The following is a 24,884-nucleotide window of genomic DNA, read 5'->3' as shown; positions in this document are numbered from 1 at the left end:
CCCCCCGACACGCAACACCGCGACAGGAGTGGCCGATGGCCGTCAAGATCGACAAGAAAATCAAGGGTTACAGCGTCGTGACCCAGGAAGACCAGGCGAAGGAGGCCCGCAAGGCCGAAGCCGTCGCGCGCGACGCCGCCGAGGCCGCGCAGCCCGGCGCCAAGGTCATCCAGATGCACGAGAAGATCGAGCGCCCGGAAACCCTGATCGGATCGACCTACAAGCTGAAGACGCCGCTGTTCGAGCACGCCCTGTACGTGACCATCAACGACATCGTGCTCAACGCCGGCAGCGAGCATGAGCACCGCCGGCCGTTCGAGATCTTCATCAACTCCAAGAACATGGACCACTTCCAGTGGATCGTGGCCCTCACGCGCATCATGTCCGCCGTGTTCCGCAAGGGCGGCGACGTGACCTTCCTGGTGGAGGAGATGAAGGCCGTGTTCGATCCGCGCGGCGGCTACTTCAAGGCCGGCGGCGTGTACATGCCGTCGCTGGTGGCCGAACTGGGCAGCATCGTCGAGGACCACCTCAAGGCGATCGGCATGCTGCAGGATCCGGAGATGAGCGATGCACAGCGTGCGCTGATCGCCGAAAAGCGCGCCGCGTATGCCGCGCTCGACTCAAAAAAAAACGATGACGAATCCGTAGCCCGCGACGATCGCAGCGGCGAGCTGTTCCCCGAGCCGCGGGTGGCCGATACGCCGCGCAGCGAGGATGTCGAGGTCACCGGCGACGGCGGCGTCGCGTTCCCGCCCAGCGCGACGATGTGCCACAAGTGTTCGACCAAGGCCGTCGTCATCATGGATGGATGCGCGACATGCCTGAACTGCGGCTACAGCAAATGCGGCTGACCATGCGGTTTCCGCAGTAACCGGCTGCAAGGACCGGATCCAGAACCTGCTCCCCTACAGGCACTGAAGGACCGAATCGATGAGCGATGGCCTGCATCGCACGCTGTTCCGACGCAGCAATCCAGCGCGCCGGCGCATCTCCCGCTGGCTCGTCGGCCGTCTTTTCCGGTCACCGTCAGGCGGCGGCCAGGGTCCGCTTCCGCCAACGGGGATCCTGCGGGTGCTGGTCTGCAAGGTCAGCCACACCTTGGGCAACACGCTGCTCCTCACGCCCCTGATGCAGGAGCTGGAGCGGCGCTATCCGGGTGCCGAGGTCGACGTGGTCACGCGCAGCCCAGTGGCGGCGGCGCTACTTGAAGGTTATCCGCGGCTGGGGCGGGTGATGCAACTGCCGGCGCATGGTTTCCGCCATCCCCTGCAGTGGCTCGGTGTCCTGCGGCAGTTGCGGCGTGGCGGCTATGACCTGGCGATCGATGCGGACCCGCGGTCACAGACGGGGCGGCTGCTGGTCAACCTGACCCACGCGCGGTACCGCATCGGCTTTGTCGGGCCGGGCCAGCACGGCGGCATCGGTGTGCCGGTCCCCGTACCTGCGGACCTGCGGCGCCAGAGCCTGCTGCCGGTGTATCTGCTGCGGCATGCCCTGGGCGCGGCCGCGACGGGTCCATGGCCTACTCCTGCACTGCGCCTGTCGGACAGCGAGCGGGCACAGGGGCGCATGTTGCTGGCGGGCCTGTTGCCCGATCCGCACGCTCCCCGCCAGCCGGTCATCGGCATCTTCGCCAACGCGACCGGACACAAGCTGCTGCCGCGGGAGTGGTGGATGGGCTTCCTCGATGAACTCGAAGCACTGTGTCCGGGACATGACTTCGTGGAGATCGCACCCGCATCGGGCCGGTCGATGCTGGGTGACCGCTATCCCGTGTACTACTCAAGCGACATACGCCGGCTGGCCACCGTCCTCTCCGCGCTGTCGGCCTACGTCAGCGCCGACTGCGGCGTGATGCACCTGGCGAACGCAAGCGCACCGGTGACGATCGGCCTGTTCGAGGGCACCCGGCCTGAAGAGTGGGGCGTGGCCGGTCCGGGGGCATGGAACGTGGCGGTGGAGAGGCAATCGCCGGAGAAAGCGGCATCCGCAGCTGCGGGGCTGGTCGTCGATGCAGGGCCGGCCCACCAAACCGTGGAAGCGGCGGCGATACAGGGGTAGCAGGCGTCGCCTTCGCCAGCCTGTGCAGGCGGCGTGGTCGGGCCGCAGGTTGGAGGCCGGTACACTCGCGCGCACTGCCGAGGAGGATGGAAGCCCGCGATGCCGGAACTGCTGGTCACCGCATTGGTGGTTGCGCTGATGGTCGGCGCCAATGCCCTGTACGTAGCCGCGGAGTTCGCCGCGGTGGGCTCGCGTAGATCGCGGGTGCAGGAGGCCGCCGAGTCCGGCAATGGCGGCGCAAGAAGCATGTTGGCGATCCTCAAGGACGGGAAGCGGCTGGACACCTATGTAGCGGCTTGCCAGATCGGCATCACCCTCAGCAGCCTGGTCGCGGGGGCGTATGGGCAGGCGAGGATCGCCCCGATGCTTGCACCCGTATTGGGCCCGGTCGGCGGTGAGGCCGCGTCGATCGTGGTGGTGCTGGTGCTGATCACTGCACTGCAGGTGGTGCTGGGCGAGCTGCTGCCCAAGACCATTGCGTTGCGCTACCCGGAGCGGCTGGCGCTGGCGACACTGCGTCCGATGCAGGCGAGCCTGCTGCTGTTCAAGCCGCTGGTCCATTTCTTCAACGGCACGGCGTTCCTGGTGATGCGCCGGCTCGGCTTGCACGCACCGCGCGGCCACGCGCACGTTCATTCCCCCGAAGAACTCGAGGGCCTCTACCGCGAGAGCGCCGCCGGCGGACTGATCGATGCGGCAGAGCGCGACATGCTTGCCGGCGTACTCAACGTGGAAGCGCGCCTGGTGCGGGAGATCATGACACCGCGTACGCGCCTGACGTGGGTGGATGCGGGTGAGAAGGCGGCCACTGCGCTGCACCGCCTGGTGGACACTCCCTATTCGCGTTTTCCGGTGGCGGAGGGTGGCATCGACGGCATCGTCGGCGTCATTCACCTGCGGGCGCTGTTCGAGGCGGTTGAGCGGGGGGAGGATGCCGCTGTCGCCGGACTGATGAGGCCTCCGCTGGTGGTGGCCGATGTCATGACGGTGCCGAACCTCTGGCGGGCGCTGCGCGACGCCCGCCGCCATACCGCCATCGTTGTAGACGAGTACGGCAACGTCGCGGGCATGGTCACCCTGGAGGACGCCCTGGAAGAGGTGTTTGGCGAGGTCCAGGACGAATTCGACCAGGAGGAGGAGCCTTTCTCCGAATCCAATGGTCGCATCCAGGTGCGCGGGGATGTGCTGGTGGAAGCGCTGAACGACCGCCACCAGCTCCACCTGCCAGAGGATGAGGTCGACACGGTAGGTGGGCTGATGTGGCACCTGCTGGGGCGGCTGCCGGTGGAGGGCGAGACGGTCGGTTTCGCACCTGACCGGATCGAGTTCCGGATCGAGCGGATGGAGCGCAACGCCGTCCGGCGGGTGAGTTTCGTGGTCAACGGAACTGGCGATGATTGATGTCGTGCTCCCGATCGTGGCGATCATGCTGCTGGTGGCCATCAACGGCGTCTTCGTGGCTGCGGAGTTCGCGCTGGTCGGCGCGCGCCGGAGCCGCCTCGAAGCGTTGGCCGAGGGTGGTAGTGGTGCGGCCCGGTGGCTGGTGCGACTGTTCGATCGCCCGACCGGCAAGGACAGCTACATCGCCATCGCGCAGCTGGGCATCACCCTGGCCAGTATCGGGCTGGGCATGTATGGAGAGCCGGCGGTCGCGCGGTGGCTCTACGGTCCCTTCGAATCCGCCGGCCTTGGCGTCGATGCCGCCCACGCCGCGGGATTCGCAATCGCCCTGGGCTTCATCACGTTCCTGCACGTGGTGTTCGGCGAGATGATTCCGAAGGCATTGGCCCTGCAGGCGCCGGAGGCGGTGAGCACCCGCGTCAGCGGCCTGATGCGCGTGTCCGGGTGGATATTCCGGCCGCTGGTGTGGCTGCTCAACCGTGTTGCGTTGGGCCTGATGCGGGCGCTCGGCATCCCAGAGCCGGACCGCAACGCCTCGTTGCATACCAGCCATGAGTTGATGATCGTGACCGAGGAAGCGGCCTCCGGTGGACACCTGGGGTCGGTGCAGGGGCGATTGATCAACAACATCTTCGAGCTGGAGGATCGCACCGCCGCGCAACTGATGACGTCGCGGGGGCACATGCACACCGTGGCACTCGGTGCCAGCGAACAGGAAGTGGCCCGGGTGGTGGCAGAAAGCGTGCTGAGCCGTTATCCGGTGGTGGACGGCTCGCTGGACCGGGTGGTGGGACTGCTGCACGTCAAGGATTTCATCCGTGCGCGCACCCGTGGCGGCGACGTGGCAGTCGGCTCGCTGATGCGCAAATTGCCGGGTGTTATCGCATCCACGCCTGCCGACGAACTGCTGGCACTGTTCAAGAAGAGCCGGGTCCACGCCGCGCTGGTGGTCGACGAGTTCGGCGGCACGGCGGGTTTCGTCACCATGGAAGACCTGATTTCGGACGTGATGGAGAACGGCAGCGACGGCGGCCGCCGGATCAGGCGTGAACCCGACGGCAGCCTGCTGGTGGACGGCGAGGTGACGCTGGCCGAGCTGCGGGAGGATCACGACATCGACCTGAGCCACGACCACGTGGAGACGGTGGCAGGGTTGTTCCTGGCGCGGACGGGGCAGGTGCCGGAGGCCGGCACGACCATCGATGCCGGGGGCTACCGCCTGCTGGCCGAGGACGTGCAGGGCCTGAAGGTCGAACGTGTCAGGCTGCGGTCGACGGATTGACGGCCACGCCGCTTCCCTTGGCTATTCGAGAATCCCGGAGGTCCCATGCCATTCACCCGTACCCACGCTGCCGTCGAACCCGCCCGCAGTGAGATTGATGCGCTGGCCGGACCGGCAGTACTCGAATTCGGTACCGCCTGGTGCGGCCACTGCATTGCTGCACAACCGCTGCTGGAGGACGCTTTGCGCGGCCACGAGCAGGTGCGCCACATCAAGGTCGAGGACGGCAAGGGGAGGCCGCTGGGGCGGTCGTTCCGGGTCAAGCTGTGGCCGACGCTGGTCTTCCTGCGCGACGGCGCGGAAGTGGATCGGCTGGTGCGGCCCAGCGGGCGCGACGAGATCGAGCGCGCGCTGGCACGTCTCGATCCCGCCGCTGACTGACGGGCGGAGCACCGCCGTCAGAACGCCAGCGTGACGCCGGCGATCGGCCCCTTGAACTCCTGATCCAGGCCGAGCACGCCGTCGCTGCCGCTGCGCTCCACGTCCAGCTTGAACCAGTCATAGCCGACGTAGGCACCGAAGGTTTCGGTGAAGCGATACTCCACCAGCGCGTTGGCGCGGCTGAGGTCGCCGTCGTAGTCGCCGAAGTCGCCCCAGTCGGCGTCCAGGTACTGCCCTTGGGCGACGACACGGACGTGCTCCGCCGGCGCGAACGCCAGGCGCGTGCCGATCACCGGGGCATAGCCATCCGACACATCGCGCGCCTCGTAACTGTCGTCGCCCGCCTCGGCATAGACGCGTCCCTCGAGGCTGGCGTATTCCACGCCGGCCTGCAGGCCCCAGCTGAAGGTGTCGGTCTCGACCACCGCGAAGTCATAGACCAGGCTCGCGACTTCAAAGTCGGCCTCCGCCTCGGCGAAACTGCCCGCCGGGATGGTGACGTCGTCGTAGGAGATGTCGTCGCCCAGCGTCGCGCGCTGGTCCTTGTCGTAGCTGAAGTAGTTGAACAGCAGGCGGTTGCGCTCGCCGAAGCGGAACTGGCCTTCCAGGCGCGGCACTGTTTCCTTGCCGCCAAAGTCAAAGTCCTCGCTGAACTCGATCGGCTCGCCTGCGAATTCCGTGCTGCCGCGCAGTTCGCTCTGGGCATCGACGTGCATCGCGCCCAGGCGCAGGGTGAAGCGGTCATCGTCCAGGGCGTGCGCGGGCAGTGCGAAGCAGGTGCCGGCCGCGATCGCGGCGAGCTTGAGGGGCAGGTACCTGTACATCTTGCGGACTCCATTCGCGGGGGAGCCGCAATGACGCCCGACCCGTGGTCTTGGCGCGGTGAAGAATCCGCGGCGAGCATGAATCGCCGTTCAATATCAGCCCACCTTGCGTCGCATGCGATAGACGACCGCCCCGAGCACCAGTGCGATCGCTCCCGCGATCAGGTTCTCCACCTTCGCGCTGGCCAGCAGGCCCAGCGACAGCAGCAGGGCCGCGATCGGGATCAGCGGCCCGCCGGGGAGCTGCATCGCCCCGGGCTGGTCGCCATGCCGCTTGCGCAACACCAGTACCGAGACCGCGGTGCCGATGTAGGTGAACAGCCGCGCGACCACCGACAGCAATGCCAACTGCACGAACGAGCCCGACAGCGCCAGCACCAGCGACAGCACGCCGAGGGTGATGATGGCGACGGCCGGGGTCCGGAAACGCGGATGGACCCTGGCAAGCGCGCGCGGGCCGTAACCATCCAGCGCCAGCGCATGCAGGTAACGGGGCCCGAGCATGATGGTGTTGCTGTTGGTGCCCAGGATCGACACGGTCGCGCCCACGGTCAGCACCAGTGCGAGCCAGCCGCCCCCGAACAGGGCGGCCGACTCCGCCAGCGGCGTGGCCGATCCGGCCAGGCCGGGCAGGGTGCCCAACGCCACCCACTGCACCGCGAAGTAGATGGCGGTGACGGTGGCGATCATCGCCAGCAACGCGAACGGCACGTCCCGGCGCGGGTTGCGGTACTCGCCCGCCGCGGCCGGCAGGTTCTCGAAACCGGCATAGGCGAACAACAGCAACAGCGCCGCCTCACCCAGGTCGGCCAGCGGGATGTCGCGCCCCAGTGGCGCGGCCAGCGAGGTGTCGACATACATCGCGCCGATGCCGATGAACATCAGCAGCGGCAGTACCTTGGCGATGGCGAGGAATACGCCGGTGCGGGCGGCGGCGCGCACGCCCACTACGTTCACCCACACCAGGAACGCCAGCGAGCCGACCACGATCGAGACCCGAACCGCGCCGCTCGCGGCACCGGGCCAGAAATGTGTCACCGCCTCGGCCAGTCCGTTGCTCAGCGCCGCTGCGCTGGCGATGCGGGTCAGGAACAGCATCCAGCCGACCTCGAACCCGATGAAGGGGCCAAAGGCCTCGCGTGCGTAGAGATAGCCGCCGCCCGGCTGGTCGAAGTAGCTGGATGCCTGCGCATAGCACAGCACCAGCAGGGCCACCGCGCCGCCCGCGATCAGCACCGCCCACAGGCTGGCCGGCCCCAGCAACGCAGCCGCGGCGGCCGGCAGCAGGTAGATCCCGCTGCCGATGACGTCGTTGATCGAAAGACCGAACAGTTGCCAGCGGCTCACCGCGCGGATCACGCCTGGGCTCTCCGCGGCGGCGAGTGGATCGACGGCGCTTTGGGGCGCCGGGGTGCTCCCGGGTGGTATCGGAGTACTCAAGAGGATCCCCTGCGACTGGTTGCCTGGCAGATTGCATGATCGGGGGAGCAGCGTCCATCCAGCCGCAAGGCGGTGGAGCCGCCCCTGGCGACAGGTGCGCCGGCTTGTCCTACGGTATCCACCTGCTTCCACCGGGCCCGGCACCATGAGCCATCCAGTACTGCGCGTGACCTTCATCCTGCTGTTCGCCATCGTGATGGCCGGTTGCGCGACCGGGCTGCCGCGCAATCCGCTGGCGGACTGGCAGCCCTCGCCCAACCACGAACCGCGCCGGGCGCGGGCGATCGTGCTCCACCACACTGCGATGGACAGTGCGGAAGGCGCCCTGCACACCCTCCAGACCGAAAACTCCGGCGGGCCGGTCAGCGCCCACTACCTGATCGGTGACGACGGCCGCGTCTACCAGCTGGTGTCCGAGCAGCAGCGGGCGTGGCACGCGGGAGGCAGCCGCTGGGCCGGTATCAGCGACCTCAACTCATGGTCGATCGGCATCGAACTGGATAACGACGGCGCCGAGCCCTTCAGCGAGGCGCAGATCCGGTCCCTGCTGGTCCTGCTGGAGGACATCACCGGACGCCTCGGCATCCAGCGCCACATGGTGCTGGCCCATGGCGACGTGGCGCCGACCAAGAAGGATGATCCAAGCGCCCTGTTCCCATGGCAGCGGCTGGCCGATGCCGGGTTTGGCCTCTGGCAGCGGGAACACCTCTCCGCACCGCCGGCCGGGTTCGATCCATGGCTGGCGATGCGCCTGCTGGGTTACGACCTGCGTGACCGGTCGGCGGCATTGGCCGCATTCCACAGGCGCTACCGCGGGCGCGACGAACGCACATGGCTGCCGGGAGATGACGCCATCCTGTACGACCTGCAACAGCAAATGCTGCAGATGCAGTAAACCCTCACTTTCCGTACATGCGGGCGGCGGTAATGCTCTCGGTCCGGGCGGATCCCACCGACCGGAACGGCACGCTACCCGCAGGAGAGACGACATGGACACTCGCAACCGCACACTGCTCGCAGTCGCCCTGGCCGGCGCCCTGGCTGCGCCACTCGTGTTGGCGCAGGACATGGAGACCACGACCCGGGCCACCACCGGCGTCGATACCAACAGCGACCAGGTCGACACGGAGCTGCCGCCGCGCGCCAACGAGCTCGTCGACCAGGCCGACCCTCGTATCCCCGAGACCGAGGCCACCGACAACCCGATGACCGACGTACCTCCGCCTTCGCCAATCGAGTCCGACCTGGACCCGCGCGATACCGACGACCTGGTCGACGACGCGGCTATTCCCGACCGCAGCCGCTGGTCCGACCTGGACACCGATGGCGATGGCCGCGTCAGCAGCGAAGAAGGTGCGATGGACGCGGACTTCACCACCAACTTCTCGATGATGGACGGCAACGGCGACGGCTTCGTGAGCGATGCCGAGTTCACCACACACTCGCGTGGCGCAGGCGTCGAACCCGAAGAGGAAGAGGAAGAGGACCGCTAGCGGAGGGTTGCCCGGCCTCCCTGGCGGCTAACCGGCCGCCGGCGGGCTGGCGACCGGCGGTGCGGACAGGCGCAGGAGCGCTCCGCCGTCGCCGTCCTCCAGTAGCCAGAGATCACCTTCCGGCCCCTGTTCGACTGCGCGGATGCGCGCGTCCATGCCGAAGCGTTCGGCTTCGCTGGCGTTCTCGCCTTCGAACTCCAGACGCACCAGCGCCTGCCCGGACAGAGCCCCCGTGAAGGCATCACCCTGCCACTGCGGGAACTCGTCACCGCTATAGAAGACCAGGCTCGATGGTGAGATCACGGGCGTCCAGGTCACGACCGGCGCATTGAACTGGGGTTGGGTGTCGTGATCCGGGATCGGGCGGCCGTCGTAATGGTCGCCATTGGACACGATCGGATAGCCGTAGTTGCCGCCGCGCTCGACCAGGTTGAGCTCGTCGCCGCCCTTGGGTCCCATCTCGATCACCCAGAGGCGATCCTGCGCGTCGAAGGCCATGCCCAGCGGATTCCTGTGGCCCAGCGACCACACTTCGGCGGCCACCTCGCCCTGGTCCGCGAACGGGTTGTCAGCCGGCACGCTGCCATCGGGATTCAGCCGAAGGACCTTGCCCAGGTTCGACTCCATGTCCTGGGCGGGGTCGAACTTCTGCCGGTCCCCGGAGCTGATCCAGAGGTGCCCGTCAGGACCAAACGCCAGTCGATGCGCGTAGTGCCCACGCCCGGCCACCTTGGGCACCTGGCGCCAGATCACCTCGACATCGGAAAGCGATCCGCCCCCGTCGGCCCCCAGGGCCAGCTTCGCCCGCGCGACCGCGGCGCCCCGGCTGTCGCCATCACCCGCCTCCGCATAGCTCAGGTAGATCCAGCCGTTGCGCTCGAACTCCGGGTGCAGGGCGATGTCGCCCAGCCCACCCTGGCCACCATGGTCGACTTCGGGCACGCCTTTGATCCCGGTGGTGGTGCCATCCTTCTCCACCAGCTTCAGTGCGCCCGATTTCTCGGTGACGAGCAAGCGGCCGTCGGGCAGGAACTCCATGGACCAGGGCTCGTTGAACTGCGCGACCTCTTCCACCACGAACGGACGGCCGTCGGCTGGCACCGCCCCGGCCGAGGCCTGCGCCATCGGCGCGCTGTTGCCGTCGCCGCTGCTGCAGGCGGCGAGAAAGGCCAGGCACGTGGCGGCGAGCAGGTGCCTGGGGAAGCTTCGCGGATCCGCGGGACGTGCGCGCATGGGTCAAGCCTCAGGTCATTGCCTTGGGGGACTCGAACGGTAGCCGCTTGGCGCCCGCCCTGACAATCGCGGGTTCAGCGATCTCCTGCACCTCCTGCGAGCCGTCGACGACGACCAGGATCCTGCCGGCGCTGATCTCGTCGTCGAACTGCTGTCGCACCGGGTCCGGCAGGGCGGAACCCATCAGCGCCGCCGACCAGCTTCCCACCACCGCACCGGCGATGGTGGCCGCCGCGGCGCCCGCCATGGTGATACCGAGCGGGGGAATGGCGACCGCTGCCAGGCCGGCGAGCAGTCCGGCACCCGCGCCATAGCCTGCGCCACGCGCCGCTGCCGGCATGAGATCGGTGTCGACTTCCTTGCGATTGTCCGGCACGTCGCTCGACTCGATGTCTGACCGGGCGACCAGCAGCACGTCCTGGTCGTCGACGCCGGCGGATCTTGCCGCCGCGATCGCGTGGCGTGCGGTCTCCATGTCCGGTGCGGAAAAAACGTGTCGAATCTTCATGGTCACTCCCTGGGTCGGGTGGGATGGTCAGGTGCAATGGGCAGGTGGATGGGCGGGCGAGGATGGTCGGCGGGCTTCGACGACGATGCCTTGAAGCTTCGCGCCAGCGGGGTCATGCATCCGTGAGGGATCGCGCCGGTTGTCGTAGCGGCCGTTCCTCCCGCTCTAGGGAAGGACGCCGCCGGGTTTCATACTGTCGGGATGGAACCCATCCGCATGGTCGGCTTCGACGCCGACGACACCCTCTGGCGCAGCCAGGACTACTTCGACGCGGCACAGCTTGAATTCGAACGGTTGATCGCGCCCCACGTGGATCTCGAGGCGCCGGGCACCCGCCAGCGGCTCTACCAGATCGAGAGCCGCAACATCGGTGTCTTCGGCTACGGCGTGAAGGGCATGGTGTTGTCGATGATCGAGGCGGCGGTGCAGCTCACCGGCGGCCGGATCCCGTCGAACGACATCCACCGGATCGTCGAGCTCGGGAAAGAGCTGCTGCGGCATCCGGTCGAGCTGTTGCCCGGCATACACGAGGCGGTGCAGGAGGTCGCGCGGGACTTCGACGTGGTGCTGATTACCAAGGGCGATCTGTTCCACCAGGAAGCGAAGGTGCGCCAGAGCGGGCTTGCCGACGTTTTCCGGCGGATCGAGGTCGTAAGCGAGAAGGACCCCGCCACCTACGCCCGCCTGCTGGAGGAGTTCGAGCTTCCCGCAGGCGGCTTCATCATGGTCGGCAACTCGATGCGTTCCGACATCGCGCCGGTGCTGGCGCTGGGGGGATGGGCCGTCCACGTGCCTTACCACACCACCTGGATCCACGAGGACACGGCCGCGGCAGGCGACACCACACGGTTGCGCACCGTCCGGGAAGCCGCGGGCGTGCCTGCGGCCGTGGCTTCGATTGCCGCGGCATGCCCGCCAATGGCCCCGGGTGCGCGACCGAACCGTTCCTGAGCGTAATCGCCGTATCACGGCAATATTAAAAAGCCGTTCATGCGGGGCCGGGCATGGTCGAACCGTGCCCGCTGCCGCGGGAGGCCCAGGAGAAAACCCATGTCCACCCTGTCCCGCTGGTTCGCCCCTATCGTGTTCGCCGCCGGCATGGGCCTCGCAGCCCTGGCGCCGGCTCCTGCCCACGCGCAGAGCGCGGACGACCTGGTGCGCATCATCGTCGATGTCGCCGATGTCATCCACCGCAGCGGTCAGCCGTACTACCGCCACGGCAACTACGGCCATCGGGACCGCCTGATCGTGGTGCGCGACCGCTACGGCCGCCCCAGCTACTACCGGCAGGTGCCCCGCGGCTACCGGGTCAACCAGCCGCGCGGCGTGGCCCACGGGTACTACCGCAACGGCCCCGGCAGCAACAGGGTGAAGTGCAACAGCCACGGCAAGTGCCAGGCCACCTATTACGACCCGCGCCACGACCGCGGCCGCCATGACCGCCGCGACCGCTACAGCCATGGCCGCTATGACCGCGACCATCGCGACCGCCGCTACGTGCGCGACGACCGCCGCCGCGGCTGGTAAGCCGGTGCTGGCCCGGCCCCGCGCAGGGGGCACGTGCCGATCACGGTGTTGGGTTAGCCTTGCCGGGACAGACGTCCCGCCGGGGGCGCGGACAGGAGATCGCCATGAACGCACGCCGCATCCGTTTGCCACGCGCTGTTCCGCTGCTCGCCAGCCTGCTGCTGGCGATCACCGCCGCTCCCGCGGCGGCCCAGGGCAGCATCGACTGCGAGCTCCGGTACGATCTGTCCGGCTGGTCGATCTTCTACAAGACCGGCAAGGGCAGCGGTACGGTCACCTGCGACAACGGCCAGAGCATGGCGGTGCAGATCCGGACCAAGGGTGGCGGTGCCAGCATCGGCAAGACCACGATCCGGGACGGCCGGGGCGAGTTCTCCGGCATCACCGGCATCGATGACGTGCTTGGCACGTATGCCACGGCCGAAGCCCACGCCAGCGCCGGCAAGGCCAGCGGTGCCCAGGTGATGACCAAGGGCGACGTCTCGCTCGCGCTGGCGGGCAAGGGCGAAGGCTGGAGCCTGGGCGTCGCTTTCGGCAAGTTCGTGATTTCCCGCTGAGCGCCAGGAAAGTGGCCGGCGCATGAAACTGACCCTGCAGACAGCGGTGGCTGCCACTGCGCTGGCGATGCTGCTGGTGATGGGCGCGGCGCGTGCGCAGCAGGCCCCCGATGCAGCGGCCGGGACAGTGGCTGAGGGCGAGGACACGGCGGGGTGGATCGCGGCCACGGTCGCCGACATCGACCGCTACGGCACGCGTTACCGGCAGCCGTTCGTCGACGAGGTCGTGCGCTACCACGGTGCGCCACGGGCGCTGGTGGTCGAGCTGCTGGATACCGGCGGCTGGGCGCCGGCGGATGTCTATTACGCGTGCGCCATCGCGCAGCTTGTCGGGCGGCCGTGTCGCTTCGTCGCCGACCGCTTGCCCGGCGCCAAGGCGGGTGGATGGGATGCTTTCGCAGCAGGTCTGGGCGTTGAGCCCGGCTCCGCGCAGTTCGACCGGCTCCAGCAGGGACTCGCCGACAGCTACCGGCGCTGGGGCCGTCCTTTGCGTATCGAGGAAATCGTGCCCGCGGAAGAGGGCGCAGCGCAGGACGACTGAATCGGCGGGCCTTATCATGCCGCCATGTCGCAGCCTCCCGATGTCCGCATCGTTGATTTCGCACCGCACCTGCGGGGCGATTTCGCACGTCTCAATCTCGAGTGGCTCGAGCGCTGGTTCGTGGTCGAGCCGATCGATCGCGAGGTGCTGGAAAATCCGGAGAAAAACATCCTGGAAGGCGGCGGGCATGTGCTGTTCGCGCTCCTGTCGGATTCGCAGGGTGAGCGGGTGGTGGGCACGGTGGCGCTGCTGCACGAAGGCGCCGGCGTGTACGAGCTGACCAAGATGGCCGTGGCGCCGGATGCACGTGGACACGGCATCGGCCGCCAGCTGCTGCGTGCGGCGGTCGGGGTATTCACCGGGCTGGGCGGGCGCGAGCTGTTCCTCGAGTCCAGCAGCAAGTTGCTGCCGGCGCTGCGGCTCTACGAGAGCGCGGGCTTCGTGCACCGCCCCGCGCCGCGGCCCGGCTCCCATTACGCACGGGCCGACGTCTACATGGTCTGGGAAGGCGCGGCCGCCGGGTGACACCGGCATCACGACGGCGCTTCTAACGTCGGCCCATATCCCTGGAGGGTTCCGATGGCTGACTTCCCCGACCCCCGTAGCACCGCGTCGGCACTGTCGTTGCCGCTGGCCTTGCTGCTCATCGTCCCGGGCTGCAACAGGGTCGACGGTGAGCTTGGCGTATCCGACGAGGCGGAGTGCATCGAGCGCTTCGTGGTGCCGTCGGGCGACGAAAGCGGCGCACGCTGGGCAGCCGGCGCCTGCAGGGACCTGTTCGATCCCGGTACCGATGCGCAGCAGCGCAGGCAGGCCATCTGCGCGCTTCCGAAGATTGCCGAAGCAGGGTCCGAGACCGGCACCCGCGAAGCGCTGGAGTCCTGCGACGCGGCCTGAGGCCATCCGGTGCTTGGGGCCGGCGCGATTCCGGCCGACAATGGCGACTCCGCCCGACGCGTCGCGTCAGCACAGGATCCCTTCTTGACCGACTCCCCCGCCCCGTCCATCGACCCCCGGCAGATCCGGCTGTCCGTCGCGCCGATGATGGACTGGACCGACACCCACTGCCGGGTGTTCCACCGGCTGCTGGCGCCGCATGCGCGCCTGTACACCGAGATGGTGCACGCCAACGCCGTGATCCACGGCGACCGCTCGCGCCTGCTGGCGATGGACCCGGTGGAGCATCCGGTCGCGCTGCAGCTCGGCGGCAGCGAGCCCGCGCTGCTCGCGCAGGCGGCCAGAATCGGCGCCGATGCCGGCTTCGACGAGATCAACCTCAACTGTGGCTGCCCCTCCGACCGAGTGCAGGCCGGCCGCTTTGGCGCCTGCCTGATGCGCGAGCCGACATTGGTCGCGGAGTCGGTGGCGGCGATGGTCGCGGCGTGCCCGGTGCCGGTCACGGTGAAGTGCCGGCTCGGCGTCGACGACGATCACGACTACGATCGTTTCCGCGCCTTCATCGACGAGGTCGCCGACGCCGGCTGCCGGATGTTCGTGGTGCACGCGCGCAATGCGTGGCTGCAGGGACTGAGTCCAAAAGAGAACCGGGAGGTACCGCCCTTGCGCTACGACTGGGCCTACCGCTTGAAGGCCGAGCGCCCGGACCTGCAGGTGCTGGTGAACGGCGGCATCGCCGATGCGGACGAGGCCAGCGGCCATCTGCGCCACGTGGACGGCGCGATGCTGGGACGCGCGGCCTACCATGATCCCTACTTGCTGCACCGACTGGACGTGGCGTGGTTCGGCGGCACCCTGCGGACCCGGGCCGAGCTGCTGCGCGCCCTGAAGCCCTACGTGGAAGCACAGCTCGAGCGCGGTGTCTTCCTCAAGCACATCACCCGGCACCTGCTGGGCCTGTTCGCCCAGCAGCGGGGCGGACGCGCGTTCCGGCAGGTGCTGAGCGAAGGCGCCCACAAGCCCGGCGCCGACTGGTCGCTGGTGGAGCGTGCGCTGGCGGTGACCGAGTCATTCCAGGCCGGGCACGACACCGACCATGAACGGCAGCTCGCCGAGGGCTTGCCAACGCTGCAGAGGCAAGGCTGAATGGGGCTGTTGGTGTGAAGGAAAAGTTCATACCGGATTCACTGCAGCGTTCCAAGAATGACGTCCGTGGCCCACGCCACGCTCCTTCCGACCTTTCGTGAGTGCCATGCAGATCCAGGCTGTCCCCGTCGCGTTGTCTGTCGCCGCAATCGTCGTGACCCTGTCCATGGGTGGCGATGCCTGGGCGGCGCAGGCCAGCCGGGAACCGGCGCGCCAGTCGCAGCGGGACCTGGTGGAGCGCGACGAATCGCGGCACGCCAAGCGGGGCTCCGACCATCGGGCGCTGTCGGATGCGGTGCGTCGGGTGGAGCGCCGGAGTGGCGGCCAGGTGCTCAGTGCGGAGCGCGTGCCGTATGACGGCAGGAACATCAACCGGGTCAAGGTGGTGGACGCCAGTGGTCGCGTCCGCGTCTATGTCGACGATCCCGCTGCGCGTCGGCCGGTGCGTCCCGTCCCTACACGCGACAAAGACAACTGAACCGCCACCCTTCGTTCATGGTTCCTGTTCAGGGACCCTGACCGACCGTACAAGGAGCACTCATGCGAATCCTGCTGGTGGAAGACGAAGCCCCGTTGCGCGAAACCCTCGCTGCGCGGCTCAAGCGGGAGGGCTTCGCCGTCGATGCCGCGCAGGACGGCGAGGAAGGCCTCTACATGGGCCGCGAGGTGCCGTTCGACCTGGGCATCATCGACCTGGGCCTGCCCAAGATGTCCGGGATGGAGCTGATCAAGGCGCTGCGCGAGGAAGGCAAGAAGTTCCCGGTGCTGATCCTCACTGCGCGCTCGAGCTGGCAGGACAAGGTCGAGGGCCTGAAACAGGGTGCCGACGACTACCTGGTCAAGCCGTTCCACGTCGAGGAACTGCTCGCCCGGCTCAACGCGCTGGTGCGCCGCGCCGCCGGCTGGAGCAAGCCGACCCTGGAATGCGGGCCGGTGATGCTGGACCTGGCCGCGCAGACGGTCAGCGTGCACGACAGCAACGTCGACCTGACCAGCTACGAGTACAAGGTGCTTGAATACCTGATGATGCATGCCGGGGAACTGGTCTCGAAGGCCGACCTGACCGAGCACATCTATCAGCAGGATTTCGATCGTGATTCCAACGTGCTGGAAGTCTTCATCGGCCGCCTGCGCAAGAAGCTGGATCCCGACGGCACGCTCAAGCCGATCGAGACGGTGCGTGGTCGCGGCTACCGCTTTGCCATTCCGCGCAGCGGAGAGTGATGCCCTGCATCCGGTGACGGGCGGCGGCAACGGCCGCCACGCCTGCGCCTGCCCGGCATGAACTGGGGCCAGCCCCGTTCGCTGCAGGCGCGCCAGTTGCTGGCGGCCAGCCTCGGCCTCGTTGCCTTCCTGGCGTTGGCCGGGTACGCGCTCGATCGCGCGTTCCTCGAGACTGCGGAAAGCAATCTTTACCAGCGCCTGCGCAGCTACGCGCTGGCCTATGCCGACAGCGACTTCGCCCGCGACGGCACCTTCATTCCCCCCTACACCCCGCCGGATCCGCGCTTCGAGCGTCCCGGCAGCGGGCTCTATGCGGAGGTCGTCTTCGCGGATGGGCACTGGGATTCGCCCTCGTCGATGGGGCCGATCCTGCCCGAGGCGTCGATGCTCGGGTCACGCGCGGAGACCTTCGAGGGCCCGCTGCCGATCACCGAGATCAATGGCGAGGTGGGCCAAGCGTACCGCTACGGGCGCGGCCTGATCTACGCCGGGGGCGATGATCCCGAGGCGGAGCGCCCGTACACCATCTATATCCTTGAAGACACGACGGCGCTGAGCCGCCAGGTCGAGGTGTTCCGGGAGGCGCTGTGGCGCTATCTCGGTGGCGCCGGCCTGATCCTGCTGCTGTTGCAGGCGCTGATCCTGCGCTGGAGCCTGCGGCCACTGCGGCGGGTGATCGAAGAGCTCAAGCGGGTGCAGCGCGGCCTGGCCTCGCGCATGAGCGAGCGGCACCCGCGCGAGCTGGAGCCGTTGGCCGAAAGCATCAATGCCTTCATCGAGAGCGAGCGCGAGAACCTGGAACAGCAGCGCAATACGCTCGCCGACCTTGCCCACAGCTTGAAGACGCCACTGGCGGTGCTGCGCGCACGGCTCGACGACAACGCACCCGAGAACGAGTTGCGCGAGGACGTCGACATGCAGCTGCGACGGATGAACGACCTGGTGTCCTACCAGCTGGCGCGGGCCGCCTCCGGAGGCCATGCGCTGTTCTCCGCGCCGGTCGACATCGAACCGCATGCCGAACAACTGGTGCGTGGCCTGGAGAAGGTCTACGCCGCGAAGGGCGTGCTCTGCGAGTTCGACTTGGGCGAGGGAGTGCAGTTCCAGGGTGAGCCCGGCGACCTGCAGGAGCTGCTCGGCAACCTGCTGGAGAACGCTTTCAAGTGGGCCCGCTCGCGGGTGCTGTTGACCGTGCAACCTGGCGACACCGCCCCCAACCGGCGGCCGGGGCTGGTGATCGCGGTCGACGACGATGGCCCCGGTATCCCGCCGGAGAAGGTCGCTCTGGTGCTGCAGCGTGGCGTGCGCGGAGACGAGCGCGTGCACGGGCACGGCATCGGGTTGGCGATCGTGCAGGACATCGTGCGTGCCTATCGCGGCACGCTGGACGTGAAGGCATCCGAGGAGCTCGGCGGCGCCCGTTTCGAAGTGCGGTTGCCCCCGCGCCTGTAGGAGGGACGTCAGTCGCGACCTGTACCTGGTATCGGATCCCGCGGTCGCGACTTACGTCGCTCCTAGGTGGGCCCCGGCGGTTGCGAATGGGGCGGGGCCGTAGAGGCGCTCGAGGTGTTCCGCCACCGCCGGCATCCCCGCCCGCAGCGTCGACGGATCGCTGAAGTGGTACTCGGTCGCCACCGCGAAGAATTCCTCCGGGGACTCGGCGGCGTAGGCATCGATCTCCGGCTCGCGGCCCGCTTCGACTTCGGCCACCAGTGCGTCGTAAGCGGCCTGGAAGTCCTTCGCCCACTGCCGCTGCCAGGGACGCGGGAGCGGCGGCGTGCCGTCGAGCAGCCCGTCGAGCACGTCGAGCTTGTGTGCCATCTCGTGGGTGGCCACGCAGAAGCCTTCGCGCGGGTGCGCGCAATCATTCTCGACGTCGGCCCAGGACAGCACCAGCGGGCCCGCGTCCCAGGCTTCGCCGATCAGTTCGTCCTGCCATTCGTGCAGCACGCCGGCCGCATCGACATGGGTACTCTGCACCCGGAATGCATCCGGGTAGACGATCAGCTGTGACCATCCGTGCAGGCCTTCCTCCCCGAAATCGAGCAGGGGCAGGCAGCACAGGGCAGCGAGCTGGCAGCGCCGAAGCGGATCGAGCTGGAGGTCGCCGATCGGAGTGATGGTCTTGTCGCGCAGGAACAGCGTCGCCAGTGTCTGCAGCCGGGTAGCCCGGTCCCCGTCGAGCGCCTGCACCCACGGCAATGAAGAGCGGGTGTCGCGCCAGAGCGCGGGATCGATGGGAGCGGGCAGGGGCCGGAACCGGCGGAGCAGGTTGAACAAGGGAGGTCAGCAGCCGTGTCGGCAGTGCCCCGGTCCCGGACCGGTCAGCACCGTGGTATCAGCGGAACATGCCCGGCAGGAAGCTGTGCCAGCGCACGCCGGGCACGCGATGCGGCTCGACGTCGGGGCGCAGCCCGTGCTTCGACTCGCTTGCGGGCGCGGCCACCTTGCCGGATGCCGGCGCGGCCGCACTGGTGGCCGTTGCGACAGATTCGGCATCCGCGCAGCCACCCCCGTCCGGCGAGCTCATCTTCACTTCGCGCGCGGCAACGGAAGTGCTCAGCACGGCAAGCAGCAGGCAAAGGACGATGCGGGGCATGGACAGGATCCCTCTACCGGGTCGACACCGGCGAATCCCTGACTATAGCGCCTCGCGCACCGAGGCGCTGCTGCACCGCCGCAACGTCGGCTCACGCATAATCGCCGGCATGGACGAGCGGGAAATCCTGTCGCGGTTGATCCAGGGCCCGGTTTCCGGCGACGCGCTCGCACGGGAGCAGGGCCAGACGCGCGCTTCGATCTGGAAGCGCATGGAAGCATTGCGGCAGGCGGGCGTGCCGATCGCCGCGGTGCCGGGCCGCGGCTATGAGCTCGAGCAGCCCTTCGACCTGCTCGACCACGAAGCCATCATCGACTCGCTCCAGCCCCACACGCGGGCCCGCCTGGCATCGCTGGAGATCGCCTGGACGCTGGATTCGACCAACAGCGAACTGCTGCGCCGGCCAGCGCCCGCTGATCGCACCGACCTGTCGACCGTGCTGCTGGCTGAGCGGCAGACCGGGGGCCGCGGCCGGCAGGGGCGGGAATGGTGTTCGCCGTTGGCCGCGCACCTCTATCTGTCGTTGTCGCGCAGCTTCGACGGTGGCCTGGCGCGACTGGGCGGCCTGAGCCTGGTGGTCGGCATCGCGGCCGCGGAGGCCCTGCATGCGCTGGGCTACCCGATGGTGCGGCTCAAGTGGCCCAACGACCTTGTTGTCGCCGGCGCGGACGGGCTGCGCAAGCTGGGCGGGCTGCTGGTGGAAGGGGGCGGGGAGCACGGGGGGCCGGCGCGGGCGGTGATCGGCCTCGGCCTGAATGTCCGGATGCCGCAGGCGTATGGCGACCGGATCGACCAGCCCTGGTGCGACCTGGCCAGCCTCGGCGGCGTCGCCGCGGTACCGCGCAATGCGATCGCGGCGGGCTTGCTGGCGCATTGGCTGCCGGCGCTGGACGAGTTCGATACCCACGGTCTCCAGCCCTTTCTGCCGCGCTATGCAGCGGTCGACGTACTGGCGGGGCATCGGGTCGACATCCACCCCGCCCCTGGCACCGGAAGTGGCCCGGTGGCGACGGGCGAGGCCCTTGGCGTCGCATCCGACGGTGCGCTCCGGGTGCGCATGGAAGACGGCACCGAGCGCAGCTTCCACTCCGGCGAGGCGAGCATCCGGCGCCATGGCGGCCCTGCATGAGCCAGTGGTTGTTCGACCTCGGAAACACGCGGTTGAAGGCGGCGCCCCTACGGGCCGACGGCACGGTTGGGGAAGTGGTGGCGCTCGACCACCGGCGGGACGGGCTCGAAGCCGCGGTGGCGGCGATGCTGCCCGGCCGGTTCGACGTCGCCCATGTCGCCAGCGTGGCCGGGGAGGCACTGCGGGTCGAGCTATTGCAGGTCCTGTCGCGGCACTGCCAGCGCATCGCCATCGCGCGAACGCCACGGCGCTGGAAAGGCCTCAAGATCGGTTATCCGGACCCCTCCCACCTCGGCGTCGACCGCTTCCTTGCCATGCTGGCAGTGGTCGGGCCGGGCGCAGGACCCGCGCTGGTCTGTGGCATCGGCACGGCGTTGACCATCGATCTGGTCGATGGGCAGGGGGTGCATCGGGGCGGCCGGATCGCGCCATCTCCCACGCTGATGCGCGAGGCGATGCACGAGCGCGTGCCCCACCTGCCGGGCAGCGGCGGCGTGTACCAGGAGTTCGCCGATGACACCCCCGACGCACTCGCATCGGGGTGCGAAGGCGCCGCGGTCGCGCTGATCGAACGCAGCCTGTTGCTGGCTCCAGGGGTTGCGGACACCCGGCCGCGCTTGTACCTGCATGGTGGGGGCGCGGAGTCGCTGTTGCGACATCTCCCCGACGCCCGGCTGGCACCTTCGCTCGTGCTCGACGGGCTGGCGCGGTGGGCAGCCGCCTGAGGGAGACGGAGGGCGCCGGCCGGGCGGCGACGGTGGTGGCTACAATCCGCCCATGCTGATCCGCGCACTCATCGTCCTGCTGCTGGTGCTCAACGTCGGCGTCGCCCTGTGGTGGCTGCTGCGTGATCCGGCCCCGGTGGCCTCTCCCGAAGCCTCCCCGGGCGTCGCCCGGTTGCAGCTGGTCGATGCGCCATCGGCCGGTGCAGGCGGGGACCCCAGCCCCGCGCCCCCGCCCGCATCGGTCGTGGTGACCCAATGCCACTCGTTTGGTCCGTTCGAAGACGAGGCGACGCTGGAAAAGGCGCAGTCGCGGCTGCAACCGGTGGTGGCGCAATTGCAGCGGCGAACGACCTGGGCCGGCACCGCCCGCAACTGGCGGGTCTACCTGCCCGCATTCGCCGACATCGCGGCGGCCGAGACGGTGGCCAACGACATCGCCGAAGCCGGCTTCCTCGACTACTACGTGTTGCGCGACGGCGAGCAGGCCGGATCGGTCGCCCTGGGGCTGTTCCGCAACGAGGCGCCGGCGCGCGAGCGGCAGGCCGCGCTGGCCGCGGCCGGTTTCGATGCGCAGGTGGCCCCGGTCGGCGCCGGGCCACCCCGGTACTGGCTCGACATCGGTGCCGGTGAGTTCTTCGATGCCCCCGTATTCGCCGAGGTCGTCGGTGCCGGCGGGCTGGAGCCGCTGGACTGCAGCGAGCTGGACACGGGCGCGGAGGCCTCCGGCGAGGCAGCGGCGCCCACTCCGGCGCGGTAGAATGGGCGTTTCGCCGGCTTAGCTCAGTTGGTAGAGCAACCGCCTTGTAAGCGGTAGGTCGTCAGTTCGACTCTGACAGCCGGCACCAATACCAGGAGCCGCCCATGGATCGTAGCTACCCGCCTGTTTCACTCATCGGTGCGCCCACCGATATCGGCGCTGGCGACCGCGGGGCGCGTCTCGGGCCGGAGGCGCTTCGCATCGCCGGTTTCGGCGAGGCGCTCGTCGCCCGCGGCATCGACGTGCTCGATCGCGGCAACCTGGATGGCCCGCGCAATCCCTGGCAAGGGCCGGTGGACGGGTACCGCCACCTGCAGCAGGTCGCCGAGTGGAACCGCCTGGTCATGGAAGCGATGCACGCAGAGCTGTCCGGCGGCCGCATGCCCATCATGCTCGGTGGCGACCACTGCCTCGGCCTGGGTTCGATCACCGGGGTCGCCCGCTACTGCCGCGAGGCCGGGAAGAAGCTGCGGGTGCTGTGGCTGGATGCCCATGCCGATTTCAACACCAACCAGGTGACTCCGTCGGGCAACATCCACGGCATGCCGGTTGCCTGCCTGTGCGGGCTTGGCCCGCGTGAGCTGACCCACCTGGGTGGCGACGCCCCGGCGATCAACCCCGACGTGATCCGCCAGATCGGCATCCGCTCCGTCGACCAGGGCGAGAAGAAGCTGGTCAAGGAGCATGGCCTGGACATCTACGACATGCGCTACATCGACGAGGTCGGGATGAAGCGGGTCATGGAGGAGGCGCTGGAGGGGATGGACGAAAACACCCACCTGCACGTGAGCTTCGACGTCGATTTCCTCGATCCCAGCGTCGCCCCCGGCGTCGGGACCACGGTGCCGGGCGGTCCCAATTACCGCGAGGCGCAGCTGGTGATGGAGATGATCGCCGACAGTGGCCGCATGGGTTCGCTGGACGTGGTCGAGCTCAACCCGATCCTCGACCACAACAACGCCACCGCCCTGGTCGCGATCGACCTGGTCGAGAGCCTGTTCGGCAAGTCCACCCTGATGCGCGACTGATCCTGAATGGGCCGCGCCGGGGTGCACGGCGGCTTCACAGGCCTCCACGCAATGATGGCCCCCAGGGTTGGAGGCAATGTCCGTCGACCCGCTGGACCCGCCCATTGCTCGAGGAGAGAACCATGAAGCGTTTGATTGCCCTGTTGCTGATGTCCCTGTTCATGACCGGCACGCTGACGGCCTGCAACACGATGGCCGGTGTCGGCGAAGACGTGGAAGCGGCCGGCGAGAAGGTCCAGGACAAGGCCGAAGACTGCAAGGATCCGCCGTGCTGATCCAGTTCAATTGGTAAGAAAAGGGGCCGGAGCGATCCGGCCCTTTTCTTTGGTTGCCCGTGCCCGGTCCACCCGCGCGTGAAAGGTGGGCTAACGGAATCCTGACCGGGCGGCAACGTGGGCCATGGGATGTTGAAGGTGTTGGTGCAGCGCACCGATTCTTTCCCCCAAGCAAGAGGAGTAGACACATGAACAAGGACATCATTGCCGGCAACTGGTCCCAGATGAAGGGCAAGGCCCAGGCGAAGTGGGGCGACCTGACGGACGACGACTTCGACGTCGCCGAGGGCAACGCCGAGTACCTGTCCGGCAAGCTGCAGGAGCGCTACGGCTGGGACCGCGAGCGGGCCGACCGCGAAGTGCGGGATTTCAGCCAGACGCTCTGATCAATCGCGCGCGACATCGCGCGAGACGATGCGATTGCAACACCCGGGGCCGGCGCAAGCCGGCCCTTTTCGTTGGGTGCGGCGGGTGGCGCGGGTAAACTGCCGGGCCACCCAACGACTCCCGGCCCATGCAGCCCACGCGCATCCTCACCGGCATCACCACGTCCGGTACGCCCCATCTGGGGAACTACGTCGGCGCGATCCGGCCCGCCATCGCCAGCAGCCGCGCGGAAGGCGCCGAAAGCTTCTTCTTCCTTGCCGACTACCACGCGCTGATCAAGGTGCAGGATCCGGCGCGGGTCCAGCGATCCACCCTGGAGATCGCCGCCAGCTGGCTCGCCTGCGGCCTGCAGCCGGAGGACGTGTGGTTCTATCGCCAGTCCGACATCCCCGAAACCACCGAACTCACCTGGTTGCTCACCTGCGTGGCGGGCAAGGGCATCCTCAACCGTGCGCATGCCTACAAGGCGGCCGTCGACCGCAACCGCGAGGCCGGCGAGGACGACGACGCGGCGGTGACTGCTGGCCTGTTCATGTACCCCGTCCTGATGGCGGCCGACATCCTGCTGTTCAACGCCCACAAGGTGCCGGTCGGTCGCGACCAGATCCAGCACATCGAGATGGCGCGCGACTTCGGCCAGCGCTTCAACCATCTGTACGGCGAGCACTTCGTGCTGCCCGAGGTGGTGATCGAGGAGCAGGTGGCGACGCTGCCGGGACTGGACGGCCGCAAGATGAGCAAGAGCTACGACAACACCATTCCGCTGTTCGCGCCGCGCGAGGAGCTCCGGAAGCTGATCTATTCGATCGTCACCGATTCCAGTGCGCCCGGCGAACCGAAGGACGCGGAAGCATCCAACGTGTTCCAGCTCTACCGCGCCTTCGCCAGCGTCGAAGAGACCGCCCGGATGCGGGAGGCGTTCTCCGCCGGCATCGCCTGGGGAGAGGCCAAGCAGGCGCTGTTCGAGCGCATCGATGCCGAGGTCTCGCCGTTGCGCGAGCGCTACGAGTCGCTGATGTCGCGGCCGGCGGAGATCGAACGCATCCTGCGCGATGGTGCCGGGCGGCTGCGCGAACGACATGCCATTCCGACGCTCCGCCGGCTCCGCGATGCAGTGGGCCTGCGCGACCTGTCCACTGCGGCGGTGAACCGGGAGACCGATGCCCCGCGTCCGAAGGCCGCCCTGCCGGTGTTCAAGCAATACCGCGAGGCGGACGGGCGCTTCTACTTCAAGCTGGTGCATGGCGATCGGGTACTGCTGCAAAGCATCGGCTTTGCGTCCCCGAAGGAAGCCGGCCAGTGCATCGGCGAACTCAAGCGCGCAGGCCATGCCAGCGGTGACGACAGGATCGTGCTGGCCGAAGGCGCCACCGAGGCGGACGCCACGGCCGCCTTCGCCGCGATGGCGGAGGCGGAGGCGGCACGTGCCGCGCAGAAGGCGGACAAGGCCTGACCGGAACGGGAGA

At 68.4% G+C, this 24,884-nt stretch carries 30 protein-coding genes and 1 tRNA gene; 25 read left to right on the top strand and 6 right to left on the bottom strand.

Annotated features, from left to right (window positions below):
- The first annotated feature begins 35 nt into the window (after window positions 1-35).
- The 5 genes from B5D37_RS06185 (at window position 36) to B5D37_RS06165 (ending at window position 5,128) form a co-directional block, all read left to right on the top strand.
- Window positions 36-854, top strand: coding sequence for a TSCPD domain-containing protein (locus B5D37_RS06185; protein WP_078757846.1), 819 nt, complete (start codon window positions 36-38; stop codon window positions 852-854).
- Window positions 855-933: 79 nt separating this feature from the next.
- A complete protein-coding gene (locus tag B5D37_RS06180; protein WP_078757845.1) occupies window positions 934-2,064 on the top strand; it encodes a glycosyltransferase family 9 protein in 1,131 nt (376 codons plus the stop codon).
- A 99-nt stretch (window positions 2,065-2,163) separates the two neighbouring features.
- On the top strand, window positions 2,164-3,465 hold the full coding sequence (locus B5D37_RS06175; protein WP_078757844.1) for a hemolysin family protein: 1,302 nt from the start codon (window positions 2,164-2,166) through the stop codon (window positions 3,463-3,465).
- Window positions 3,458-4,747, top strand: coding sequence for a hemolysin family protein (locus tag B5D37_RS06170; protein WP_078757843.1), 1,290 nt, complete (start codon window positions 3,458-3,460; stop codon window positions 4,745-4,747). The genes B5D37_RS06175 and B5D37_RS06170 overlap by 8 nt, the downstream gene beginning before the upstream one ends.
- A 45-nt stretch (window positions 4,748-4,792) precedes the next feature.
- The gene (locus tag B5D37_RS06165) at window positions 4,793-5,128 is read left to right on the top strand and encodes a thioredoxin family protein (protein WP_078757842.1); all 336 of its coding nucleotides are present in this window, start codon (window positions 4,793-4,795) and stop codon (window positions 5,126-5,128) included.
- A gap of 17 nt (window positions 5,129-5,145) precedes the next feature.
- Here B5D37_RS06165 and B5D37_RS06160 read toward each other — a convergent pair whose 3' ends face one another.
- Complete coding sequence (locus B5D37_RS06160) at window positions 5,146-5,952, bottom strand: hypothetical protein (protein ID WP_078757841.1); 807 nt, start codon at window positions 5,950-5,952, stop codon at window positions 5,146-5,148.
- 96 nt (window positions 5,953-6,048) lie between these two features.
- A complete protein-coding gene (locus tag B5D37_RS06155) occupies window positions 6,049-7,311 on the bottom strand; it encodes an APC family permease (RefSeq protein WP_234987728.1) in 1,263 nt (420 codons plus the stop codon).
- Between the two features lie 226 nt (window positions 7,312-7,537).
- On the opposite strand from B5D37_RS06155, the gene B5D37_RS06150 reads away from it, so the two are divergent.
- Window positions 7,538-8,287 (top strand): N-acetylmuramoyl-L-alanine amidase, encoded by a 750-nt coding sequence (locus B5D37_RS06150; RefSeq protein WP_078757839.1) that lies wholly within the window; start codon window positions 7,538-7,540, stop codon window positions 8,285-8,287.
- Between the two features lie 94 nt (window positions 8,288-8,381).
- Window positions 8,382-8,885, top strand: coding sequence for an EF-hand domain-containing protein (locus tag B5D37_RS06145; protein ID WP_078757838.1), 504 nt, complete (start codon window positions 8,382-8,384; stop codon window positions 8,883-8,885).
- Window positions 8,886-8,912: 27 nt separating this feature from the next.
- Here the strand turns inward: B5D37_RS06145 and B5D37_RS06140 are convergent, their stop codons facing one another.
- Both B5D37_RS06140 and B5D37_RS06135 read right to left on the bottom strand, forming a co-directional pair.
- Window positions 8,913-10,118, bottom strand: coding sequence for a PQQ-dependent sugar dehydrogenase (locus B5D37_RS06140; protein ID WP_425478037.1), 1,206 nt, complete (start codon window positions 10,116-10,118; stop codon window positions 8,913-8,915).
- Between the two features lie 10 nt (window positions 10,119-10,128).
- Complete coding sequence (locus B5D37_RS06135) at window positions 10,129-10,626, bottom strand: hypothetical protein (RefSeq protein WP_078757837.1); 498 nt, start codon at window positions 10,624-10,626, stop codon at window positions 10,129-10,131.
- 201 nt (window positions 10,627-10,827) lie between these two features.
- Here B5D37_RS06135 and B5D37_RS06130 point away from each other — a divergent pair, with 201 nt between their 5' ends.
- The 10 genes from B5D37_RS06130 to B5D37_RS06085 all read left to right on the top strand — a co-directional run bounded on the left by B5D37_RS06130 (window position 10,828) and on the right by B5D37_RS06085 (window position 17,970).
- Window positions 10,828-11,577 (top strand): HAD family hydrolase, encoded by a 750-nt coding sequence (locus B5D37_RS06130; protein ID WP_078757836.1) that lies wholly within the window; start codon window positions 10,828-10,830, stop codon window positions 11,575-11,577.
- A 99-nt stretch (window positions 11,578-11,676) separates the two neighbouring features.
- The gene (locus tag B5D37_RS06125) at window positions 11,677-12,153 is read left to right on the top strand and encodes a hypothetical protein (RefSeq protein WP_078757835.1); all 477 of its coding nucleotides are present in this window, start codon (window positions 11,677-11,679) and stop codon (window positions 12,151-12,153) included.
- Between the two features lie 104 nt (window positions 12,154-12,257).
- Entirely contained in the window at window positions 12,258-12,710 is a 453-nt protein-coding gene (locus tag B5D37_RS06120) for a hypothetical protein (protein WP_078757834.1), read from the top strand.
- A 22-nt stretch (window positions 12,711-12,732) separates the two neighbouring features.
- Window positions 12,733-13,251: a hypothetical protein gene (locus tag B5D37_RS06115; RefSeq protein WP_078757833.1), complete on the top strand. Its 519-nt coding sequence runs from the start codon at window positions 12,733-12,735 to the stop codon at window positions 13,249-13,251.
- A gap of 24 nt (window positions 13,252-13,275) precedes the next feature.
- Window positions 13,276-13,776, top strand: a complete 501-nt coding sequence (locus tag B5D37_RS06110) for a GNAT family N-acetyltransferase (RefSeq protein WP_078757832.1) — start codon at window positions 13,276-13,278, stop codon at window positions 13,774-13,776.
- A 54-nt stretch (window positions 13,777-13,830) separates the two neighbouring features.
- Window positions 13,831-14,148, top strand: coding sequence for a hypothetical protein (locus tag B5D37_RS06105; RefSeq protein ID WP_078757831.1), 318 nt, complete (start codon window positions 13,831-13,833; stop codon window positions 14,146-14,148).
- A gap of 84 nt (window positions 14,149-14,232) precedes the next feature.
- Window positions 14,233-15,294, top strand: a complete 1,062-nt coding sequence (gene dusA, locus B5D37_RS06100; RefSeq protein WP_268776105.1) for a tRNA dihydrouridine(20/20a) synthase DusA — start codon at window positions 14,233-14,235, stop codon at window positions 15,292-15,294.
- A 106-nt stretch (window positions 15,295-15,400) separates the two neighbouring features.
- Window positions 15,401-15,772: a PepSY domain-containing protein gene (locus B5D37_RS06095; RefSeq protein ID WP_234987727.1), complete on the top strand. Its 372-nt coding sequence runs from the start codon at window positions 15,401-15,403 to the stop codon at window positions 15,770-15,772.
- Window positions 15,773-15,834: 62 nt separating this feature from the next.
- Window positions 15,835-16,518: a response regulator transcription factor gene (locus tag B5D37_RS06090; protein WP_078757830.1), complete on the top strand. Its 684-nt coding sequence runs from the start codon at window positions 15,835-15,837 to the stop codon at window positions 16,516-16,518.
- 57 nt (window positions 16,519-16,575) lie between these two features.
- Entirely contained in the window at window positions 16,576-17,970 is a 1,395-nt protein-coding gene (locus tag B5D37_RS06085; protein ID WP_078757829.1) for an ATP-binding protein, read from the top strand.
- Window positions 17,971-18,021: 51 nt separating this feature from the next.
- Here B5D37_RS06085 and B5D37_RS06080 read toward each other — a convergent pair whose 3' ends face one another.
- Both B5D37_RS06080 and B5D37_RS06075 read right to left on the bottom strand, forming a co-directional pair.
- Complete coding sequence (locus tag B5D37_RS06080; RefSeq protein WP_078757966.1) at window positions 18,022-18,789, bottom strand: M90 family metallopeptidase; 768 nt, start codon at window positions 18,787-18,789, stop codon at window positions 18,022-18,024.
- Window positions 18,790-18,856: 67 nt separating this feature from the next.
- Entirely contained in the window at window positions 18,857-19,117 is a 261-nt protein-coding gene (locus tag B5D37_RS06075) for a hypothetical protein (protein WP_078757828.1), read from the bottom strand.
- Between the two features lie 109 nt (window positions 19,118-19,226).
- Between B5D37_RS06075 and B5D37_RS06070 the strand changes: the two genes are divergently transcribed.
- The 8 genes from B5D37_RS06070 (at window position 19,227) to B5D37_RS06035 (ending at window position 24,871) form a co-directional block, all read left to right on the top strand.
- A complete protein-coding gene (locus B5D37_RS06070; RefSeq protein WP_078757827.1) occupies window positions 19,227-20,246 on the top strand; it encodes a biotin--[acetyl-CoA-carboxylase] ligase in 1,020 nt (339 codons plus the stop codon).
- Window positions 20,243-20,971, top strand: coding sequence for a type III pantothenate kinase (locus B5D37_RS06065; RefSeq protein ID WP_078757826.1), 729 nt, complete (start codon window positions 20,243-20,245; stop codon window positions 20,969-20,971). Before B5D37_RS06070 ends, B5D37_RS06065 begins: the two co-directional genes overlap by 4 nt.
- Window positions 20,972-21,023: 52 nt before the next feature.
- Complete coding sequence (locus B5D37_RS06060) at window positions 21,024-21,728, top strand: SPOR domain-containing protein (protein ID WP_078757825.1); 705 nt, start codon at window positions 21,024-21,026, stop codon at window positions 21,726-21,728.
- Between the two features lie 12 nt (window positions 21,729-21,740).
- Window positions 21,741-21,816 (top strand) — tRNA-Thr (locus B5D37_RS06055).
- A 16-nt stretch (window positions 21,817-21,832) separates the two neighbouring features.
- On the top strand, window positions 21,833-22,756 hold the full coding sequence (rocF, locus tag B5D37_RS06050; protein ID WP_078757824.1) for an arginase: 924 nt from the start codon (window positions 21,833-21,835) through the stop codon (window positions 22,754-22,756).
- A gap of 122 nt (window positions 22,757-22,878) precedes the next feature.
- The gene (locus B5D37_RS06045; RefSeq protein ID WP_078757823.1) at window positions 22,879-23,031 is read left to right on the top strand and encodes an entericidin A/B family lipoprotein; all 153 of its coding nucleotides are present in this window, start codon (window positions 22,879-22,881) and stop codon (window positions 23,029-23,031) included.
- Between the two features lie 188 nt (window positions 23,032-23,219).
- On the top strand, window positions 23,220-23,417 hold the full coding sequence (locus B5D37_RS06040; RefSeq protein ID WP_078757822.1) for a CsbD family protein: 198 nt from the start codon (window positions 23,220-23,222) through the stop codon (window positions 23,415-23,417).
- 128 nt (window positions 23,418-23,545) lie between these two features.
- Window positions 23,546-24,871: a tryptophan--tRNA ligase gene (locus B5D37_RS06035; protein WP_078757821.1), complete on the top strand. Its 1,326-nt coding sequence runs from the start codon at window positions 23,546-23,548 to the stop codon at window positions 24,869-24,871.
- Window positions 24,872-24,884: the final 13 nt, after the last annotated feature.

The sequence above is a fragment of the Lysobacter spongiicola DSM 21749 genome, assembly GCF_900167055.1.
GTDB classification, from domain to species: domain Bacteria; phylum Pseudomonadota; class Gammaproteobacteria; order Xanthomonadales; family Xanthomonadaceae; genus Novilysobacter; species Novilysobacter spongiicola.
This window is presented reverse-complemented; position numbering and strand designations above follow the sequence as displayed.

Excerpts from the sequence above, each read along its gene's own strand:
- B5D37_RS06135 (WP_078757837.1), bottom strand. The coding sequence starts at position 10,626 with ATGAAGATTCGACACGTTTTTTCCGCACCGGACATGGAGACCGCACGC.
- B5D37_RS06035 (WP_078757821.1), top strand. The coding sequence starts at position 23,546 with ATGCAGCCCACGCGCATCCTCACCGGCATCACCACGTCCGGTACGCCC.
- B5D37_RS06060 (WP_078757825.1), top strand. The coding sequence starts at position 21,024 with ATGCTGATCCGCGCACTCATCGTCCTGCTGCTGGTGCTCAACGTCGGC.
- B5D37_RS06175 (WP_078757844.1), top strand. The coding sequence starts at position 2,164 with ATGCCGGAACTGCTGGTCACCGCATTGGTGGTTGCGCTGATGGTCGGC.
- B5D37_RS06110 (WP_078757832.1), top strand. The coding sequence starts at position 13,276 with ATGTCGCAGCCTCCCGATGTCCGCATCGTTGATTTCGCACCGCACCTG.
- B5D37_RS06150 (WP_078757839.1), top strand. The coding sequence starts at position 7,538 with ATGAGCCATCCAGTACTGCGCGTGACCTTCATCCTGCTGTTCGCCATC.
- B5D37_RS06125 (WP_078757835.1), top strand. The coding sequence starts at position 11,677 with ATGTCCACCCTGTCCCGCTGGTTCGCCCCTATCGTGTTCGCCGCCGGC.
- B5D37_RS06170 (WP_078757843.1), top strand. The coding sequence starts at position 3,458 with ATGATTGATGTCGTGCTCCCGATCGTGGCGATCATGCTGCTGGTGGCC.
- B5D37_RS06065 (WP_078757826.1), top strand. The coding sequence starts at position 20,243 with ATGAGCCAGTGGTTGTTCGACCTCGGAAACACGCGGTTGAAGGCGGCG.
- B5D37_RS06160 (WP_078757841.1), bottom strand. The coding sequence starts at position 5,952 with ATGTACAGGTACCTGCCCCTCAAGCTCGCCGCGATCGCGGCCGGCACC.
- B5D37_RS06095 (WP_234987727.1), top strand. The coding sequence starts at position 15,401 with ATGCAGATCCAGGCTGTCCCCGTCGCGTTGTCTGTCGCCGCAATCGTC.
- B5D37_RS06145 (WP_078757838.1), top strand. The coding sequence starts at position 8,382 with ATGGACACTCGCAACCGCACACTGCTCGCAGTCGCCCTGGCCGGCGCC.
- B5D37_RS06140 (WP_425478037.1), bottom strand. The coding sequence starts at position 10,118 with ATGCGCGCACGTCCCGCGGATCCGCGAAGCTTCCCCAGGCACCTGCTC.
- B5D37_RS06085 (WP_078757829.1), top strand. The coding sequence starts at position 16,576 with ATGAACTGGGGCCAGCCCCGTTCGCTGCAGGCGCGCCAGTTGCTGGCG.
- B5D37_RS06165 (WP_078757842.1), top strand. The coding sequence starts at position 4,793 with ATGCCATTCACCCGTACCCACGCTGCCGTCGAACCCGCCCGCAGTGAG.
- B5D37_RS06115 (WP_078757833.1), top strand. The coding sequence starts at position 12,733 with ATGAAACTGACCCTGCAGACAGCGGTGGCTGCCACTGCGCTGGCGATG.
- B5D37_RS06040 (WP_078757822.1), top strand. The coding sequence starts at position 23,220 with ATGAACAAGGACATCATTGCCGGCAACTGGTCCCAGATGAAGGGCAAG.
- B5D37_RS06185 (WP_078757846.1), top strand. The coding sequence starts at position 36 with ATGGCCGTCAAGATCGACAAGAAAATCAAGGGTTACAGCGTCGTGACC.
- B5D37_RS06180 (WP_078757845.1), top strand. The coding sequence starts at position 934 with ATGAGCGATGGCCTGCATCGCACGCTGTTCCGACGCAGCAATCCAGCG.
- rocF (WP_078757824.1), top strand. The coding sequence starts at position 21,833 with ATGGATCGTAGCTACCCGCCTGTTTCACTCATCGGTGCGCCCACCGAT.
- B5D37_RS06130 (WP_078757836.1), top strand. The coding sequence starts at position 10,828 with ATGGAACCCATCCGCATGGTCGGCTTCGACGCCGACGACACCCTCTGG.
- B5D37_RS06105 (WP_078757831.1), top strand. The coding sequence starts at position 13,831 with ATGGCTGACTTCCCCGACCCCCGTAGCACCGCGTCGGCACTGTCGTTG.
- B5D37_RS06090 (WP_078757830.1), top strand. The coding sequence starts at position 15,835 with ATGCGAATCCTGCTGGTGGAAGACGAAGCCCCGTTGCGCGAAACCCTC.
- B5D37_RS06120 (WP_078757834.1), top strand. The coding sequence starts at position 12,258 with ATGAACGCACGCCGCATCCGTTTGCCACGCGCTGTTCCGCTGCTCGCC.
- B5D37_RS06070 (WP_078757827.1), top strand. The coding sequence starts at position 19,227 with ATGGACGAGCGGGAAATCCTGTCGCGGTTGATCCAGGGCCCGGTTTCC.
- B5D37_RS06045 (WP_078757823.1), top strand. The coding sequence starts at position 22,879 with ATGAAGCGTTTGATTGCCCTGTTGCTGATGTCCCTGTTCATGACCGGC.
- B5D37_RS06075 (WP_078757828.1), bottom strand. The coding sequence starts at position 19,117 with ATGCCCCGCATCGTCCTTTGCCTGCTGCTTGCCGTGCTGAGCACTTCC.